The 17,371-nt window shown below is 72.8% G+C and carries 18 protein-coding genes; 9 read left to right on the forward strand and 9 right to left on the reverse strand.

Annotation, left to right across the window (positions count from 1 at the left end):
* Positions 1-239: 239 nt before the first annotated feature.
* The 3 genes from AB0K36_RS07660 to AB0K36_RS07670 all read left to right on the forward strand — a co-directional run bounded on the left by AB0K36_RS07660 (position 240) and on the right by AB0K36_RS07670 (position 2,085).
* On the forward strand, positions 240-1,079 hold the full coding sequence (locus tag AB0K36_RS07660) for a DeoR/GlpR family DNA-binding transcription regulator (RefSeq protein ID WP_189469733.1): 840 nt from the start codon (positions 240-242) through the stop codon (positions 1,077-1,079).
* A 5-nt stretch (positions 1,080-1,084) separates the two neighbouring features.
* Entirely contained in the window at positions 1,085-1,531 is a 447-nt protein-coding gene (locus AB0K36_RS07665; protein WP_364589697.1) for an SRPBCC family protein, read from the forward strand.
* A 74-nt stretch (positions 1,532-1,605) separates the two neighbouring features.
* Positions 1,606-2,085, forward strand: coding sequence for an SRPBCC family protein (locus AB0K36_RS07670; RefSeq protein ID WP_364589700.1), 480 nt, complete (start codon positions 1,606-1,608; stop codon positions 2,083-2,085).
* 17 nt (positions 2,086-2,102) lie between these two features.
* Here AB0K36_RS07670 and AB0K36_RS07675 read toward each other — a convergent pair whose 3' ends face one another.
* Positions 2,103-3,239 (reverse strand): PLP-dependent cysteine synthase family protein, encoded by a 1,137-nt coding sequence (locus tag AB0K36_RS07675; RefSeq protein WP_364589703.1) that lies wholly within the window; start codon positions 3,237-3,239, stop codon positions 2,103-2,105.
* Positions 3,240-3,433: 194 nt separating this feature from the next.
* On the opposite strand from AB0K36_RS07675, the gene AB0K36_RS07680 reads away from it, so the two are divergent.
* Both AB0K36_RS07680 and AB0K36_RS07685 read left to right on the forward strand, forming a co-directional pair.
* A complete protein-coding gene (locus tag AB0K36_RS07680) occupies positions 3,434-3,757 on the forward strand; it encodes a hypothetical protein (protein ID WP_005320591.1) in 324 nt (107 codons plus the stop codon).
* 179 nt (positions 3,758-3,936) lie between these two features.
* Entirely contained in the window at positions 3,937-4,473 is a 537-nt protein-coding gene (locus AB0K36_RS07685; RefSeq protein WP_364589706.1) for an ATP-binding protein, read from the forward strand.
* Between the two features lie 23 nt (positions 4,474-4,496).
* On the opposite strand, the gene AB0K36_RS07690 is transcribed toward AB0K36_RS07685, so the two are convergent.
* Genes AB0K36_RS07690 through AB0K36_RS07700 form a run of 3 tightly spaced genes read right to left on the reverse strand, consistent with a single transcriptional unit; the run spans position 4,497 to position 8,130 of the window.
* Positions 4,497-7,067, reverse strand: a complete 2,571-nt coding sequence (locus AB0K36_RS07690) for an ABC transporter permease (RefSeq protein ID WP_364589709.1) — start codon at positions 7,065-7,067, stop codon at positions 4,497-4,499.
* A complete protein-coding gene (locus AB0K36_RS07695; RefSeq protein WP_364589712.1) occupies positions 7,064-7,849 on the reverse strand; it encodes an ABC transporter ATP-binding protein in 786 nt (261 codons plus the stop codon). Before AB0K36_RS07695 ends, AB0K36_RS07690 begins: the two co-directional genes overlap by 4 nt.
* Positions 7,846-8,130, reverse strand: coding sequence for an SHOCT domain-containing protein (locus AB0K36_RS07700; RefSeq protein WP_364589789.1), 285 nt, complete (start codon positions 8,128-8,130; stop codon positions 7,846-7,848). The genes AB0K36_RS07695 and AB0K36_RS07700 overlap by 4 nt, the downstream gene beginning before the upstream one ends.
* A 172-nt stretch (positions 8,131-8,302) precedes the next feature.
* On the opposite strand from AB0K36_RS07700, the gene AB0K36_RS07705 reads away from it, so the two are divergent.
* Positions 8,303-8,890: a TetR/AcrR family transcriptional regulator gene (locus AB0K36_RS07705; protein WP_364589715.1), complete on the forward strand. Its 588-nt coding sequence runs from the start codon at positions 8,303-8,305 to the stop codon at positions 8,888-8,890.
* 7 nt (positions 8,891-8,897) lie between these two features.
* Entirely contained in the window at positions 8,898-9,479 is a 582-nt protein-coding gene (locus AB0K36_RS07710; RefSeq protein ID WP_364589717.1) for a DUF4865 family protein, read from the forward strand.
* On the opposite strand, the gene AB0K36_RS07715 is transcribed toward AB0K36_RS07710, so the two are convergent.
* Together AB0K36_RS07715 and AB0K36_RS07720 are read right to left on the reverse strand one after the other, a co-directional pair.
* Positions 9,480-10,325, reverse strand: a complete 846-nt coding sequence (locus tag AB0K36_RS07715) for a YhjD/YihY/BrkB family envelope integrity protein (protein WP_435877810.1) — start codon at positions 10,323-10,325, stop codon at positions 9,480-9,482.
* 317 nt (positions 10,326-10,642) lie between these two features.
* Complete coding sequence (locus AB0K36_RS07720) at positions 10,643-11,857, reverse strand: ROK family protein (protein ID WP_364589720.1); 1,215 nt, start codon at positions 11,855-11,857, stop codon at positions 10,643-10,645.
* A gap of 97 nt (positions 11,858-11,954) precedes the next feature.
* Between AB0K36_RS07720 and AB0K36_RS07725 the strand changes: the two genes are divergently transcribed.
* Positions 11,955-13,178, forward strand: a complete 1,224-nt coding sequence (locus AB0K36_RS07725; protein WP_364589723.1) for an MFS transporter — start codon at positions 11,955-11,957, stop codon at positions 13,176-13,178.
* Positions 13,179-13,371: 193 nt separating this feature from the next.
* Complete coding sequence (locus AB0K36_RS07730) at positions 13,372-14,115, forward strand: maleylpyruvate isomerase family mycothiol-dependent enzyme (protein WP_364589726.1); 744 nt, start codon at positions 13,372-13,374, stop codon at positions 14,113-14,115.
* 29 nt (positions 14,116-14,144) lie between these two features.
* Here the strand turns inward: AB0K36_RS07730 and AB0K36_RS07735 are convergent, their stop codons facing one another.
* The 3 genes from AB0K36_RS07735 to AB0K36_RS07745 form a co-directional block, all read right to left on the reverse strand.
* On the reverse strand, positions 14,145-14,993 hold the full coding sequence (locus AB0K36_RS07735) for a DUF4328 domain-containing protein (RefSeq protein WP_364589729.1): 849 nt from the start codon (positions 14,991-14,993) through the stop codon (positions 14,145-14,147).
* A gap of 426 nt (positions 14,994-15,419) precedes the next feature.
* A complete protein-coding gene (locus AB0K36_RS07740; protein ID WP_364589732.1) occupies positions 15,420-16,085 on the reverse strand; it encodes a response regulator transcription factor in 666 nt (221 codons plus the stop codon).
* On the reverse strand, positions 16,082-17,335 hold the full coding sequence (locus tag AB0K36_RS07745) for a sensor histidine kinase (RefSeq protein ID WP_364589735.1): 1,254 nt from the start codon (positions 17,333-17,335) through the stop codon (positions 16,082-16,084). Before AB0K36_RS07745 ends, AB0K36_RS07740 begins: the two co-directional genes overlap by 4 nt.
* Between the last annotated feature and the right edge of the window lie 36 nt (positions 17,336-17,371).

Below are 17,371 nucleotides of genomic sequence, written 5' to 3' on the forward strand. Positions count from 1 at the left end.
GAACACAACGGGACGGAACGGGTGAAACGCGAGGGGCCGGTACGGGCGCGGCCCGGTCCGGTGTGACCCCCCGGCAACGATGGCGACAGAATCGCGGATCACGACAGGCCGCCGCACCGCTCTCACGGAATCTCCCCGAGCCCGGCGGGCAATACGCGTGCGAGGATGAGAAGCCTTGGCCACAGCCCCGTGGGAGGGCGTGGACGGCGTACGGCAACAAGGAAGGACCGGCCCCGGCGGTGAGCGACAACCAGAACCTCCTCGCGGAGCAGCGGCGTGCTCTGATCCTCGACGAGGTGCGCAGGCGCGGCGGGGTCCGGGTCAACGAACTGACCCGCAAGCTCAATGTCTCCGACATGACGGTGCGGCGCGATCTGGACGCTCTGGCACGGCAGGGCGTCGTGGAGAAGGTGCACGGCGGCGCCGTCCCGGTCGTCGAGGCGAGCACCCACGAGCCCGGGTTCGAGGCGAAGTCGGCACTCGAGCTGAGCGCGAAGGAGGACATCGCGCGCGCCGCGGCGGCCCTGGTGGCGCCCGGCAGCGCGATCGCCCTGTCCGGCGGGACGACGACGTACGCGCTGGCGCACCATCTGCTGGACGTGCCGGACCTGACGGTCGTCACCAACTCGGTGCGGGTGGCCGACGTCTTCCATACGGCACAGCGGTCGGGGGGCGCGGGCGGCCAGCGGCCGGGCGCCGCGACGGTGGTGCTCACCGGAGGGGTGCGCACGCCGTCGGACTCGCTGGTCGGGCCGGTGGCCGACCAGGCGATCCGTTCGCTCCACTTCGATGTGCTGTTCCTCGGCGTGCACGGCATTTCGGTGGAGGCCGGTCTGTCGACGCCGAATCTCGCGGAGGCGGAGACGAACCGCCACCTCGTGCAGGCGGCCCGCCGGGTGGTGGTCGTCGCGGACCACACCAAGTGGGGGACGGTGGGCCTCAGTTCGTTCGCCGGGCTCGCCGAGGTGGACAGCCTCGTCACCGACGCGGGGCTGCCTGCGGCGGTCCGCGAGGAGATCGCCGAGCATCTGCCCTCGCTCGTCGTGGCGGGCGAACAGGCCGACGCGCAGGACGGTTGAGCGGTGTGAGCACCTTCCGTATCGGACGGGTCACCGCTCTGCCGGCCGCCGAGTGCTGGCTGAGGGTCACCGACTGGCCGGCGCACGGGGCCGCGGTGCCGCTGACGGCCGTCACGGTGTCGGGCCCCGGGCCGGCCGGCGTGGGCACCATGGTCGTCGCGCGCAGTGGCGTGGGCCGGTTCGGCTTCGACGATCCGATGGAGATCGTCGAGTGGGAGCCGCCGTCGGCGGGCCGGCGGGGCCGCTGCCGGCTGGAGAAGCGCGGCCGCGTCGTCGTCGGCCGGGCCGAGATCGAGGTCCATGCCACGGACTCGGGTTCGGTGGTCCTGTGGGTGGAGGAGCTGCGCCTCGCGCTGCTGCCGCGGCTGCTGGACCGGCTGGTGGCCCGGGTGGGAAGACTGCTGTTCGCCCGCGCGCTCGACGCACTCCTGAGCGGCCCGGCGGGGCGCTGAGGGCGGACATCGGAGCGAGCTGCGGCTATGGTGTGCGGTCCCGTCGTCCGCCGCTGGAGATAGGACCACCCCCCATGGCACGTCAACTCCGTCCAGTAGACCTGGAGTTCGTGGAGAACGCACCACTGCGACTGGTCTTCTCCGCGCACCTCACGGCGTCGCCGCAGGCGTTGTACGCGGCACTCGCCGACGATGTCGCCGGCTGGCCCGAATGGTTCACCGCGGTGACCGCCGCCCGGCCCGTGGACGACGGCGCGGGCCGTGAGATCAGGCTCAAGGGCGGGACGGTGTTCACGGAGACGGTCCTCGCGCGGGAGCCGGACACCCGCTACGCCTACCGCGTCGACCAGACCAACGCCCCTGGTCTGCGTGCCCTGTTGGAGGAGTGGCGGATCACCCCGACACCGACCGGCTCCCGAGTGCGGTGGACGTTCGCGGCCGACGGCCCCGCGCCGCTGCGGGTCGTGCTGCGCCTGGGCCGTCCCGGGCTGGGGCGCGCCTTCAAGGACGCGGTGCGCAATCTGGACCGCCGGCTGAGCCGTTCCAGCGGCTGACCGTCGAGCCCTGCCGGTCAGCAGGGCCAGACGCCGCCGGCGAGGAACTCCTCGATGGCGACCGTGTACGGGTGGATGTCCAGTCCCTGTTCGGCGAGCCAGCCGTCCGAGTAGTACTTGTCGAGATAGCGGTCGCCCGGATCGCAGATGAGGGTGACGACACTCCCCTTCTCCCCCGCGGCCACCATCTCCGAGACGATCTTGAAGGCGCTCCACAGCCCGGTGCCGGTGGAACCGCCCGCCTTGCGCCCGATGGCCTGTTCCATGGCCCGTACGGCGGCGACGCTGGCCGCGTCCGGCACCTTCATCATCCGGTCGATGGCTCCCGGCACGAAGCTGGGCTCCATACGGGGCCGGCCGATGCCTTCGATCCGCGAGCCGCAGTCGCTGCTGGCCCGGGGGTCGCCGTGGGTCCAGCCGTCGAAGAAACAGGAGTTCTCCGGGTCGGGGACGCAGATACGCGTGTCGTGTTGCATGTAGTGCACGTAGCGGGCGATGGTCGCCGAGGTGCCCCCGGTGCCGGCGGTCGCGACGATCCAGGCCGGCTCCGGGTACCGCTCCAGGCGCAGCTGCTGGTAGATCGACTCGGCGATGTTGTTGTTGCCGCGCCAGTCGGTGGCCCGCTCGGCATAGGTGAACTGGTCCATGTAGTGGCCGCCGGTGCGCTCGGCGAGCGCGGCGGACTCCTCGTACATCCTGCGCGGATCGTCGACGAAGTGGCACTGCCCGCCGTGGAACTGGATCAGGCGGATCTTCTCGGCGCTCGTGGTGCGCGGCATGACGGCGACGAAGGGCACCCCGATCAGCTTGGCGAAGTACGCCTCCGACACGGCGGTCGAGCCGCTCGACGCCTCGATGACGGGCTTGCCGGGTCTGATCCAGCCGTTGCAGAGCCCGTACAGGAACAGTGAGCGGGCCAGCCGGTGCTTGAGGCTGCCGGTGGGGTGGGTCGACTCGTCCTTGAGGTAGAGGTCGATCCCCCACTGCTCGGGGAGCGGGAAGCGCAGCAGGTGGGTGTCGGCGGACCGGTTGGCGTCGGCCTGGACCTTGCGTACGGCCTCTTTGAGCCAAGCCCGGTAGTGGGGATCGCTGCGGTCGACGTCGACGGTCACGGCCGGCGCGCCCGGTGCCTGCTGCTGCCCGGTGCTGTTCATAACGTCGCCCTCCGTCTGCGGTCGTCGGTGCCGTCATCCGGCCACACCGGCAACAGTAAGCCCGCCACCTGCGTAAACGTTCGCTTTGGGTATCCATAGGCGCAGCTTGTGGCGTGACCGCGCCGGGCGTACTGGTGTGCACGGCGCGAGTTGTGCACACTTCCAGGAGAGTCGCTGCAAAGGGGGCGGACGCAATGGCCATGGCAGAACCGGAATTCAGCGCCACGGGGGTGCGTATCGAGCGCTGGCCACGCTCGCTCACCCGGGCCGGACAGGTGCTGATCAAGGACGGCAGGCTGGCGCTGATGACCAGTTACGGCCGAGTGATCGAGAGCGCGCCCGTGCGTGCGGTCACCGCGGGACGGCCGTGGTTCGCGGGTGACGACAGCACGGTGGCGACGCTCAACGGCAAGCGGTACCGGCTGACCATGGGGCAGCGCAGCCGGCGGCCCGACGCCCGCGCCCTGGCCGGGCGTTTCCTCGAAGCGGTGCGGGGGGCAGGCGGTTCGGAGCGCTGAGACGCGCGGAAGTCCTGTGAGTTGCGGGCCCCTCGGCGATGGTCCACGCTGGTTCCACATCACTCAGGGTGCACCGGCGGTTACGCTGCGATCCAGCCCCGCCGGTCTGATCAGCAGGTCGGCCACCTGCTGGATCGCTTTTCTCGTCTTCTTCCGGACTATTTCGGGGAGTCGCAGCCGTGATCAGCCAGCCAAGCAGGCACTGCACGGTGGAGCTCCAGGCCCTGCCGTCGCGGATCGGTCAGGTCCGCAGAATCATCTCGGCGCAACTGCGCTACTGGCATCTCGATCCTCTGATCGACCAGGCGGCGCTGGGCGTCACCGAGCTGCTGACCAATGTCCACCGGCATGCTCAGCCGGACAAGATGTGCACCGTGGACGTCGAGCTGCTGCTCGACCGGCTCACGGTGTCCGTCCACGACCACGATCCCCGGATGCCGACCGTGCGCAGGTTCGGCACGTCCGCCACCTCGGGACGGGGCCTGGCTCTGGTGGCCGCCATGAGCGAGAGCTGGGGCGTGAGACCGCACGGCGACAGCGGCAAGGTCGTCTGGTTCACCCTTCCGGCCTCCTCCCCCGCCGTGACCATGCCGCCCGGTGCGGCGGTCTACGGGGCGACGACCATCGGCCCGTTCACCGGGGCGCCGGAGGCCGAGATCCTTCCGGTCGTTCCGGAGACGGAGACGGCTGCCGCCCGGTCGGCCGTTGCCGGCTGACCGGGCGGGCAAGGGGCCGCGTCTCATTCCGCGGCGATGGCGCGCAGCACGTCGAGGCGTGCGGCGCGGCGTGCGGGCCGCCGGCCCGCGAGCGCCCCCGCCACCAGACCGACCGCCGCCACGGCTGCGAGCTGCAGCGGCGGGACCGCGAAGGCGAACGGCGTCCCGCCCGATCCCTCCGACGCCTCGACGAGCACCCAGCCCAGCAGCGCGCCGAGTGCCAGACCGCCGGCCGTACCGAACGCCGCGACCAGCACCGACTCCCAGCGCACCATCGACCGGAGCTGTGACCTGGTCTGCCCGACGGCACGCAACAGCCCCAGTTCCCTGGTGCGTTCGTGCACGGCGAGCGTGAGGGCGTTGGCGATGCCGAGCAGCGCGATCACGACGGCGAGGGCGAGCAGCGCGTAGACGAGGGTGAGCATCATGTCGATGCCCCCGGCAGCGCTCTGCGCGTACTCGTCACGGGTCTGCACCTCCGGATTGCCGAAGTCCGCCGCGGTCCTCTCGACCGCTGCCGCACCGTCCGCCGTGCTCACGCCGTCCGCGAAGGTGACGGAGACCAGCGTGTCGGAGTCCTGGCCACGGTGCGGCGCCCACGCCTCTCGGGTGATGACGTAGTCGCCGGTGAGTTCCGACTCCTCGTAGACGGCCCGGACGGTGAAGGTCTGCCGGGTGCCGTCGGTGAACGTCAGCTCGGCGGTGGAGCCGGGCCGCCAGCCGTGCTCGTCGGCTTCGGTGTCCGCCACGGCGAGACCGGTCTTACCGAGCGCGGAGAGCGAGCCCCGCACCTCGCCGAGTTCGAACGCGTCCGCGAGCGCGGCGGGGTCGGTGACGGTCAGCCGGCGTCCCACGCCGTCCACCTCCGCGACACCCTGACCGAGTCCGACCGCGGTGCGCACCTCGGGCCGCGCCTCGATCGCGGGGGCGAGCTTCGGGCTCAGGCCGCTCCCGCCGGCACCGAACGCCGGTGCGCTCACCGCGACATCGCCCGCGAAGGACCGGGAGACCGTCTGGTCCATGGTCGCCTTGAGCGAGGCTCCGAAGACGGTGAACAGCGAGACGACGGCGACGCCGATCATGAGCGCGGCGGCGGTGGCCGCGGTGCGCCTGGGGCTGCGCAGGGCGTTGCGCTTCGCGAGGCGGCCCGACACTCCTGGCAGCCGGTCCAGCGGGCGGCCCATGACGCGTACGGCACGGCCTGCCGCGACGGGACCGAGCGTCACGAACGCGGCGAGGACGAGCGCCGCACCGGTCGCGGCGAGCGTCACCGAGGGGACGGCGAGCACGCCGGTGAGGACGGCGGCGATCCCGGTGAGTGCCAGGGCGCCGCCCGCGAACGCCCGCTTCCGTGAGGCCGCCGGGTCCTCCACGGTGCTCTCGCGCAACGCGGCCAGCGGCGCCGTGCGTCCGGCGCGGACCGCGGGCATCAGGGCGGAGCCGAGACAGACCAGCAGGCCGACGGCGAGAGGCAGCAGCATCGAGACGCCGCTGACCTTCAGGGCGCCGTCGGGGAAGGGGAATCCGATGGCCGGGAACAGCGCCTGGAGTCCGGCGGCGATGCCGATGCCGGCGAGCAGGCCCGCGGCGGAGGCCGCGACGGCCACGACGGCGGCTTCGACGAGGGTGGCGCCGACGATCTGCCGGCGGGACGCGCCGAGCGCCCGCAGCAGCGCGTTCTCGCGGGTGCGCTGGGCGATGACGATGGCGAAGGTGTTGTGGATCGAGAAGGTGGCGACGAACAGGACGATGCCGGAGAAGACCAGCAGCAAGGTGGTGAACAGGCTCAGGAACTGACCGGAGATCATCTCCTGGTTCTCCCGCGTGGACTGCTCCCCGGTGATCGCCTCGACGTCGTCGGGCAGTACGGCTCCGAGCGCGTCGACGAGCTCCTGCTGACTGGTTCCGGGGCCGGCCCGCACCTGGATGGACGCCGCCTCGCCGGGCCTCGGGGTGAGGTACTTCTCGGCGTCGGCCAGGGTCATCGCGGTGAACGTGGTCCGGCCCATGCCGTCCTCGCCGCCGAAGGCGGCGAGGCCCACGACGGTGACCCGCAGCGGGTCGGGGGTTCGCAGCACGGTGGTGTCACCGATCCTCAGCCCGCCGTCGTCGGCGGCGCCGCGGTTGATCACCACTTCGCCGCTCGCGGCCGGTGCGCGTCCTTCCGCGAGCCGGTACGGGTTGAGTTCCGGGTCGGGGATCCAGTTGCCGGCGACGGTGGGCGGACCCTGTCCGCCGACCGGTTCACCGTCGGATCCCATGAGCTGGCCGGCGCCCCGGATGTCGGGTTCCGCCGCGGCGACGCCGGGGATCCGCTCGATCCGGGCGACGAGGTCGGTCTTCACCGGCTGCCGGGTGCCCTGGGCGTCGCCGGAGACGGTGACGACGGCGGAGCTGCGTACGACGGCGTCCGTACCGCCGGTGGCTCCGGCGAAGAGGCTGTCGAAACTCGCCCGCAGCGTGTCGCCCATGACCAGCGTGCCGGTCAGGAAGGCGACCCCGAGCAGCATGGCGGTGAAGGTGCCCGCGAAGCGGCGCTTGTGGGCCCGCAGGGACGTCCGGCTGAGGCGCAGGGAGGCGCCGGTGGTGGTCATGGCGACACCTCCGGGTCTCCGTGCCGGGTGCCGTCGAAGGCCTTGAGACGGTCGAGGACCCGTTCTGCCGTGGGAGCCTCCATGCGGTCGACGAGACGTCCGTCCGAGAGGAAGACGACCTCGTCGGCGTGGGCCGCGGCGACGGGGTCGTGGGTGACCATGACCACCGTGCGGTCGGTGCGGCGGACGGTGCCGGCGAGGAGCCGGAGCACCTCCTCGCCGGAGCGGGAGTCGAGGTTCCCGGTCGGCTCGTCGGCGAAGACCACCTGGGGTCGGCCCGCGAAGGCGCGGGCCACGGCCACGCGCTGCTGCTGGCCTCCGGAGAGCTCGCTCGGCCGGTGGTGCAGCCGGTCGCGCAGTCCGACGGTGTCGATGAGCGCGTCCAGCCACCGGCTGTCGGGCCGCTCCCCGGCGAGGTCCATGGGCAGGGTGATGTTCTCCGCCACGGTGAGCGTGGGCAGGAGGTTGAAGGCCTGGAAGACGAAGCCGACGTGCCTGCGGCGCAGCAGGGTGAGCCGGTGGTCGTCGAGGCCACCGAGGTCGGTGTCGCCGATGAACGCCGAGCCCGACGTGAGGGTGTCGAGCCCGGCGGCGCAGTGCATGAGCGTGGACTTGCCCGAGCCCGAGGGCCCCATGATCGCGGTGAAGCGGCCGGCCGTGAAGGCGACGCTCACCCCGTCCAGGGCCCTCACCTCGGTGTCGCCGCTGCCGTAGACCTTCACGGCGTCGACGACCCGGGCGGCGGTCCGGGTGTCCGTCCCGGTGGTGACGGTGCCGGTCATGCCGCGCCGTCCTTGGAGACGCGGCCGAACTGCTCCTCCAGGACCGACAGGCGCAGCCAGTACTCCTCCTCGTCGATCTCGCCCGCGGCGAAGCGGCGGCCGAGGACGGCGATGGGCGAACTCTCGGCGACGGGCGGGCGGGTGCCCTGCCACCGCGCGGGACGGGCGCGCCAGATGCCCGTGCGGCGCAGGACGGTGACGGCTCCGACGACGACGGCAGCCCAGATCAGCGGGAAGAACAGGATCCACGGGCCGGGCCCGTCGTAGGCGAGCGCGTTCATCTCGATCAGCTCCTCGGTGGCGATGGGGTGCGTTTCCTTGTTCGCTTCGAGGCTCCCGCCGGCAGGGGGTGCGGGTCGTCGTACGGCCAGCGGCAGTGTGCGTACCACCCGCGGAGTACGCGGGCCGCGCGCGGCTGCTTCCCCTCTGCACGTGACTTCTGTACCTACTGGTATGTACAGTGGCCTCATGAGCACTTCCGAACGGCTGATCGAGGCCACTCGCGAGCTGCTGTGGGAACGCGGCTACGTGGGCACCAGCCCCAAGGCGATCCAGCAGCTCGCGGGTGCCGGCCAGGGCAGCATGTACCACCACTTCGCGGGCAAGCCGGACCTCGCGCTGGCGGCCGTCCGGCGCACGGCCGACGAGCTGCGGGCGGCAGCCGCGGCCTCGCTCGACGGACCGGGCACCGCGTACGAACGCCTCGCCGGCTACCTGCTGCGTGAGCGGGACGTGCTGCGCGGGTGTCCCGTCGGCCGGCTGACCATGGACCCGGACGTCATCGCGGACGACCGGCTGCGGGCACCGGTCGACGAGACGATCGACTGGCTGCGCGGGCGGCTGGCGTCGATCGTCGAGGAGGGCAGGGAACGTGGCGAGCTGAGCACGGCGCTCGTCCCGGCCGACGTCGCCGCGACGATCGTCGCCACCGTGCAGGGCGGCTACGTACTGGCACGCGCGTCCGGCTCTCCTGCCGCCTTCGACGCCGGAGTGAGGGGACTGCTCGCCCTGCTGAAGCCCTCCGACGCGGACAGGGGGTGAGCGCGGCATGCAGGTGATGCAGTACGAGATCACACTTCCCGCCGACTACGACATGGGGATCATCCGCGAGCGGGTCGCGACACGAGGGCATCTGCTCGACGACTTCCCGGGCCTCGGGCTCAAGGCCTACCTGGTGCGGGAACGCGGAGCGGACTCGCCGGTGAACCAGTACGCGCCGCTGTACCTGTGGGCGGCGCCGGAGGGGATGAACCGCTTCCTGTGGGGCCCCGGCTTCCAGGGCATCGTCGACGACTTCGGGCGGCCCGAGGTGCGGCACTTCACCGGACTCGCCTACCACGAGGGCCCCGCCGCGGGGCGCCGCCCGCGCACCGCCGTCCGGCGACGCCTCGCACTGACACCGGGCGCCGCGCCCGCCGCGCTGGTGGACGAGGCCGTACGGGAGACGGAGCGGCTCGCCGCGCTGGACGGGGTCGTCTGCGCCGCGCTCGCCGTTGACCCGCGCCACTGGGAGCTCCTCCACGTCACGCTCTGGGCCGACGACCGGCCGGGGGCCGACGGCGATCGCTACCAGGTGCTGCACCTCTCGCAGCCGCAGCGCGCGGCGCTGCCGCGCGGCCGGCACTGGTGATCACCGATGCGGCGGGCCCCCGCCCTTGCGCGCCAGATGCCACCTCGCCCACATCTCATGGCCGACGCGCCCCGCGATCGCGCCGCCGTAGACGACCACTCCGACGCCCACGAGCCAGGACTGGACCACCAGAACCGTGCCGAACGGGCCATACGTCACGGCGTTCGACGCGATCAGCGGCGAGAAGACCAGCTGGGAGAAGACCCGCAGCCCGAGCAGGGCGATGGCGGTCGCGACGGCCCCCGGCAGCAATGCCCGCCAGCGGACCCGCCCGCAGAGCAGCACCCGCTGGGAGGCCCAGAAGAACAGCACCGTGCCCGCCAGGTCCCCGATCGCCCCGATCGCCGCCGACAGCAGCGACTCCCCCGGCAGCGGCGTACTCACGAAGATCATCAGGTAGACGATCAGCATCCCCAGCCACACGACATGCCGCCACATCGTGTGCCAGCGGGCGGCGGGCAGGTCCCAGACCTTCTCGTACGTGGTCTGCACCGCGGAGCCGAACGTGAGCCCGAAGACGGCGAGCGCGGCGAGACCGAAGGCGGTGGTCCGCTGCAGCGCCTGGCGCGGCAGACCGAACAGCCGCTCCACCTCGTCCTGCGAGGACTCCGCGAGCCCCAGCGCCTGGCTCATCCACCGGGCGAAGCCCTGGCCGCTCGCGGGGTCGGTGGCCGCGACGACGATGAGCAGCGGCACGAGCGTCAGGAAGCCGAGTGCGGCGAAGCCCATGGCACGGTGCATCAGTTCGAGTCGGCGGCCACGGCTCCAGCCGACCCCGAGAGGCGACTCGGCCAGCTTGCGCCACAGACGCAGCAGACGGTGCGGGCGGGCGGGGTCGTAGCTCACATGTCGTGGCCTACCCGAAACCGCCGACGAACCGGCCGGTGTGCCTCCGGACGGGTGGCCCCCGCCCGCGGCCGCCCGGTGCTCCTGGCTTACGGGGGGCCGCCGAGCGGCGGCCGCCGGCCGGGCAACACGGCCCCGGCGACGCGGCCGGGCGACACGGCCGGCGTGAGCGGCCGGGCGACACGGCCCGGGTGACGGGACCGGGCGGCGGCGCCGGGCAACGGGCCCGGGCGGCGCGGGCGGAAGGGAGCACCGGGGCGGGCCGGCGGAGGTGCGTGTGTCCGGACGGAACCGGCGGGCGTCTTCGGGCCGTGCCGTCAGGCGAGCGCGCCCAACGGGTCGTCGAGGACCGGCTGCCAGGCGAGTTCCGCCGCGCCGACGAGGCTGTTGTGGTCGAGGGTGCAGGCCAGGATGGGGACGCCGCCGCTTCTGCCCCACAGGCTGCGGTCGGCGACCACGGCCCGGAGCCGGTCGGGGTCGGCGTCCAGCAGTTCCCGGTGCAGACCGCCCAGGATGATGCGGTCCGGATTGAGGATGTTGACGAGGCCGGCAAGCCCCAGCCCCAGCCGGTCGATGAGCTCCTCCGCCGCGGCGCGCACGGACGGGTCGCCGTACTCCTCGCGGAGCAGGTCCCTGGCCCGTTGCAGCAGGGACACCTCCGGGCCGGGGTTGCGGCCGGCCGCGGTGAGGAAGGCGAGCGGGTCCGTCTCGACGTCGAGGCAGCCCCGGCTGCCGCAGTGGCACGGGCGGCCCTCCGGGTTCACCGTGAGGTGCCCGACCTCGAGCGCCAGTCCGGAACTTCCGCTGTGCAGGCGCCCGTCGAGCACCAGGGCACCGCCGACGCCGCGGTGGCCTGTGGCGACGCACAGCAGGTGCTGTGCGCCCCGGCCGGCGCCGTGCCGGTGTTCGGCGAGGGCCGCGAGGTTGACGTCGTTGCCGGTGAAGGCGGGTCCCGTGATGCCCGCCGCACTCACCCGCCCGGCGAAGATCTCCCGCACCGGAGCCCCGGCCGGCCAGGCCAGGTGCAGCGGGTTCAGTGCGGTTCCCTCGGGTTCGGCGACCGCGGACGGCACGGCGAGTCCGGCGCCGACGCAGCGGCGGCCGCTGCGGCGCAGCAGTTCGGCGCCGGCGTCGACGACCTCGCCGAGCACCTGGGCGGGGTCGGCCTGAACGGTGACGCAGCCGGGTGCGGTGGCGACGATCCGGCCGCCGAGACCGACGAGTGCTGCGCGGAACCCGTCGGCGTGCACCTGTGCGGCGAGGACGACCGGGCCGGTGTCGTCGACGGACAGCCGATGGGAGGGGCGGCCCTGCGAGCCGGCCGCCGCGCCGGGCCGGGAGTCGACGCGGATCAGTCCGAGCGCTTCCAGTTCCGCCGCGACGGCCCCGGCGGTGGCGCGGGTGACACCGAGCTCGGCCGTGAGCACGGCACGCGTGGGCGCACGTCCGGTGTGAACCAGCTCCAGGGCGGGGCCGAGTGCACTGCGGCCCCTCTCGAGTCTCGTCCTGGTGGTCGTCGCCTTGCCGTTCATGGAGGCGAGTCTCCCATGATCCCGGAGGTGCGAGCGCTGCCGTGCGGGGAATCCGGCCGCCTTGAAAGGAACCGGCCGTACCCCCTATCCTCACTTTGTGCCGCTACTAAACAAACTCCGGACAGTCGTACCGGGCGGACCCGGCGGAGACCCCGCCCCCGTCTCCCTGTCCCGCCTCCGCGTCGCCCTCACCGTCTTCTTCGCCCTCGACGGCTTCCTCTTCGCCGGCTGGGTCGTCCGCATCCCGGCGATCAAGCAGCAGACCGGCTCGTCCGCGAGCGACCTCGGCCTCGCCCTCCTCGGGGTCTCGGCCGGCGCCGTCGTCACGATGACCCTCACCGGCCGGCTCTGCCGTCGCTTCGGCAGCCACTCCGTCACCGTCGTCAGTGCCGTGCTGCTGTCCCTGAGCATGGCACTGCCGCCGCTCACGCACTCCGCACCGGCGCTCGGCCTGGTACTCCTCGTCTTCGGCGCCGCCTACGGCGGAATCAACGTCGCCATGAACAGCGCCGCCGTCGATCTCGTCCGGACGATGCGACGGCCCGTCATGCCCGGCTTCCACGCGGCGTTCAGTCTCGGCGGCATGCTCGGCGCGGGTCTCGGCGGCCTCGTCGCGGGGGGCCTGTCCCCCACCGTCCACCTGCTCGCCCTCACCGGCATCGGGCTCGTGGTCACCGCCGTTGCCGGGCCCCTACTGCTCCGCCACCCCGCGCCCACGGCCGGGACGCCGACGGCGTCCCCCGCACCGCGCCGCCTCGAGGGCCGCACCCGCCGGCTCGTGGTGCTCTTCGGCGTGATCGCGCTGTGCACCGCGTACGGAGAGGGTGCGATGGCCGACTGGAGCGCGCTGCACCTCGAGCAGGACCTGAACGCCCACCCGGGTCTCGCCGCCGCGGGCTACTCCCTGTTCGCGCTGACGATGACCGTCGGGCGGCTCAGCGGCACGGCGATGCTCGAACGGTTCGGCCAGACCCGCACGCTCGTCCTCGGCGGGGCGACGGCCGCCGTCGGCATGCTGATCGGCGCCCTCGGGAGCTCGGTGTGGGTGGCCCTGGCCGGTTTCGCCGTCGCGGGGCTGGGCCTGGCGAACATCTTCCCCGTGGCCGTCGGACGGGCCGGCGAGCTCGCGGGTCCCGGCGGTGTCGCCGCCGCGTCGACCCTCGGATACGGCGGCATGCTGCTCGGCCCGCCCGCGATCGGCTTCCTCGCCGACTGGTTCTCGCTGCCCGTGGCGCTGACGACGGTGGCCGTGCTCGCCGCCTGCGCCGCGGCGATCGCGTACGGCGCTCGTGGCGCCGCCGTGCACAAGGCGGTCGAGTAGCGCTGCTCTGGCTGCCCGGTCCGGCCGTCGCGGCATGGAACCGCGATCACACGGGAGAAAGCCATGCACGCACGACGGACCGCCCTCGGCGCCTTCACCCGGCTGCGGAGGAGCATGACGGGCGCGATCCGCCCGCCCGCTGTCTGACGGCGCCCCCTCGAGAGCAGGGCGGTCCGCTGGCACAATCGGCGTCATGGAGACCTCTGCCCTGATCAAGTCGCTCGTCCAGGAGGGCCAGTTGATGGCCCTCGCCGCCGAGGAGGCGGGGCCGGACGCCGCGGTGCCCACCTGCCCGGCGTGGCAGGTGCGCCACCTGCTGCGGCACACGGGGATGGTGCACCGCTGGGCGACGGTCTTCGTCGCGGAGGGCTGCACCGAGTACCGCCCGGACGCCGGTGAACCGGATCTCGACGGCGACGAGCTGCTCGAATGGTTCCGCGAGGGCCACGGGCTGCTGGTGGGCGCACTCAGCGAGGCTCCGCCGGACGTGGACTGCTGGTCGTTCCTGCCCGCGCCGTCGCCGCTCCACTTCTGGGCACGGCGGCAGGCCCATGAGACGGCCGTCCATCGTGCGGACGCCCGGTCCGCGGCCGGCGGCGACCCGGGTGACGTCGCGCCCGAGTTCGCCGTGGACGGCATCGACGAACTGCTGTCGGCGTTCCACGCCCGGGGCAAGAGCCGGGTGCGCACCGAGACGCCCAGAGTGCTGCGCGTCAGGACCACGGACACGGGCGACGTGTGGACCGTACGGCTGTCCCCGGAGCCGCCGCGTACCGGACGCACGGAGGAGGGCCCCGCCGACTGCGAGGTCAGCGGCACCGCGGAGCGCCTGTATCTGACGCTGTGGAACCGGCTTCCCCTCGACGCCGTGTCCGTCACCGGTGACGCCGGGCTTGCGCGCCTGTGGCGGGAGCAGTCGGGCATCACCTGGTCGTAGTCCCGGCGCTCACTCCGGGGCGGTCGCGGTCAGCGATGGCCGCCGCCCCGGCGCTCCTTGTCAGGAACGGTGGCCGGGGCGAGGGGTGCGTTCGGCCGGGATGCCGCGGCGGCGCATTGCATGGCCGTGAGCCTGTGGACGAACCGGACCGCGAGCGCGGCGGCGATGATGTCCAACGCCTCGGCGGCGACGAGCAGTTCGGTGGCGGACACGACGTCGAGCGGCGCCTCTGCCGCCACATACCGGCGTTCGGCCACCTTCATGACGAGCCAGCTCCCGAGGTAGGCGGCCCACCACAGGTTCACCGGGGTACGGGGCTGGTGCTCGTCGCCCGCGTGCGGCAGGGAACGGCTCGCCGTCCAGACCTGCGCGGCGATGCTTCGGGGGATCCACAGGTTGGCGATCGGAATGAACCATGCGCCGATCGCCCAGCCCGTGCCGCGCGTGAGCACATCGGGCGCCAGGAGGGCCGCGTTCTTCGTGACGCGGTGGAACCAGATGATGAAGACCACCGCGGTGACGAGGAAGGCCATCATCTGGAAAGAGGTGGTGCAGTAGATGAGCTGGTCCGCTTGTTCGCCCTCCTCCACCGTGTACGTGGCGAACGGCTTGAACTCGGTGTCCGCGAACAGCGCGCGCATATTGAGGAGCGCACCGATCGACGCGATGTCGGTGAGCACCACGAGACCCAGCAGGACCATCACGGCGCGCCCCAGCCCGAGCGGCGAGCGCGGCAGCGCGGCGGCCGGCACCGGGGCGGGCGTCAAGGACGAAGGGACCGCCGCCGTTCCCGCGGCCGCCTTGGTGAACAGGCAGTCGGCACAGCGACCGTCCTCGGTCGGCGCCGTCTGTCTACGGCAGTCGGAACAGAGCAGCATGGCGGAGCAGCCCCCCAGAAAGTGAATGGACGGGAACCCCTCCCCAGAGGCCCCTCGCGTGGACGCGAGCGGACGCACACACGGGCGGCCGCCTGCGGACGGTACGCCCGTACGGCTCCTGCCGTCCAGTACGAATCCCCAGCTCAGCACGGGGGCGGCGGGCCGGGGGTACGGATCCGTCCGTATCGCCGTCGCGCCCGCCTGCGGGTCACCATTCCGGCGAACGCCACTACGGCGTGACCGGAGAGACCCTCCTCCGGCGCGGCCATGTCCGGTCCCGAACTCACGGTGTTCCGATCGTCGCCACCGAGGTGACGCACGGCGTCCCGGTCGTCGACACCGAGGTGCCGGATGTACGCCCAGAGGTCCAGGTGCTTGCACGCCCCTCCCGGGCGGCGTTCGCGGAAACCCGCGGCGGGCCGTGTCTCAGCCGAGCCAGCCGGGGCGCACCAGGCCCGATTCGTAGGCGAGGACGACGAGTTGGGCCCGGTCGCGGGCACCGAGCTTCACCATGGTGCGGCTGACGTGCGTCTTGGCGGTGAGCGGGCTGACGACCAGACGACGGGCGATCTCCTCGTTGGACAGGCCGATGCCGACCAGGGCCATGACCTCCCGTTCCCGTTCCGTGAGTTCGCCGAGCCCCTGGGCCTCGGCGGGGCCTTTGGAGCGGGCGGCGAACTCGGCGATCAGACGGCGTGTCACGCCGGGCGACAGCAGCGCGTCCCCTTCCACCACCGCCCTTACCGCGCGCAGCAGTTCCTCCGGTTCGGTGTCCTTCACCAGGAAACCGGAGGCGCCCGAGCGGATGGCCTCGAAGACGTACTCGTCGAGCTCGAAAGTGGTGAGCACGACCACCTTCACGTCCGCCAGGCGGTCGTCGCCCGTGATCCGGCGGGTGGCGGCCAGGCCGTCCATGAGCGGCATCCTGATGTCCATCAGCACCACGTCCGGGCGCAGTTCGCCCACCAGGCGCACCGCTTCCTCGCCGTCGGACGCCTCGCCCACGACCTCGATGTCGGTCTGGGCGTCCAGCAGCGCCCGGAAGCCGGCCCTGACCAGCATCTGATCGTCGGCGAGCACGACACGGATCACTGCGACTCCTTGGCCTGCACGGGAAGGTCGGCGAGGACCCGGAAACCGCCGTCCGGCCGGGGACCCGCCTCGATGGTGCCACCGAGCGCGCCGGCCCGCTCCCGCATTCCGATCAGACCGTTGCCGCTGCCGCCGGCGTCGGACCCCGTCGCGGGCCCCTCGTCGTCGATCTGGAGGGCGAGCCTGCCGGGCGAGTACGCGATCCGCACGCGGGCGGTGCGTGAGCCCGAGTGCCGCACGACGTTGGTCAGGGCCTCCTGGACGATGCGGAAGGCGGCCAGGTCGGTGCCGGGCGCGAGCGCCGCCGGTTCCCCGACCCGCTCGACGTCGACGGTGAGGCCGGCGCCGGCGGCCTGTTCGACCAGCTCCGGCAGACGGTCGAGGCCCGGGGCGGGGGCGCGGGGCGCGTCGCCGGGGGTGCGGAGCGTGTCGAGGACCTGGCGTACCTCGCCCAGGGCTTCCTTGCTCGCCGCCTTGATGGTGGTCAGGGCGCTGCGGGCCTGCTCCGGGTCGGAGTCGAGCAGCGCGAGGCCGACCCCCGCCTGGACGTTGATGACGGAGATCGAGTGCGCGAGGACGTCGTGGAGTTCGCGGGCGATGCGCAGCCGTTCCTCGTCCGCCCGGCGTCGTTCCGCGGCGGCGCGCTCGGCACGTTCCCGTGCCCAGACCTCGCGCCGCACCCGCACCAGCTCGGACGCGGCGACGATCGCGATCACCCAGGCGGTGATGAACACCTCCTGGCCCCAGGGGGCGGCGTCGTCACCGCCCGGGGGCAGGTACCGGTACAGCCAGTGCGCGATCAGCAGGTGCCCGGCCCAGAGCAGGCCGATGGCCCACCAGGCGGCGCGCCGGTGCCCCGCGACGATCGCGGCGAAGCATGCGACGGCGATGGTGAGGAAGACCGGCCCGTACGGATAGCCGGCGGCGAAGTACACGAACGCGACGGCGCACACGCCGAAGACGGTGGCGACGGGATACCGCTTGCGCAGCAGAAGCAGCGCCGGGCCGGCGAGGAGGAGGACCCGCGCGAACACGTCGAGCGGCTCGCGGGTGTCCTGCTGCCCCTCGGCGGCGAAGCCCGTGCCGACCATGACGAAGACGGCGAGGGCGAGGGTCGACAGCCACGGGACGCGTGCGCTGTCGTGCCGGTCCTCGAAGGCCCGCCTCCACGGCGGACCGCCCCGGGACCACGGCGGCCCGCCGCGTGACCAGGGCGGACCTCCGTGGTCTCCGGTGTGCTGCTGTTCCATACGGCCACGCTAGACCGGCACGGTCCCCACGGGCGT

Source organism: Streptomyces kurssanovii (genome assembly GCF_040677245.1).
Lineage (GTDB): Bacteria > Actinomycetota > Actinomycetes > Streptomycetales > Streptomycetaceae > Streptomyces > Streptomyces kurssanovii.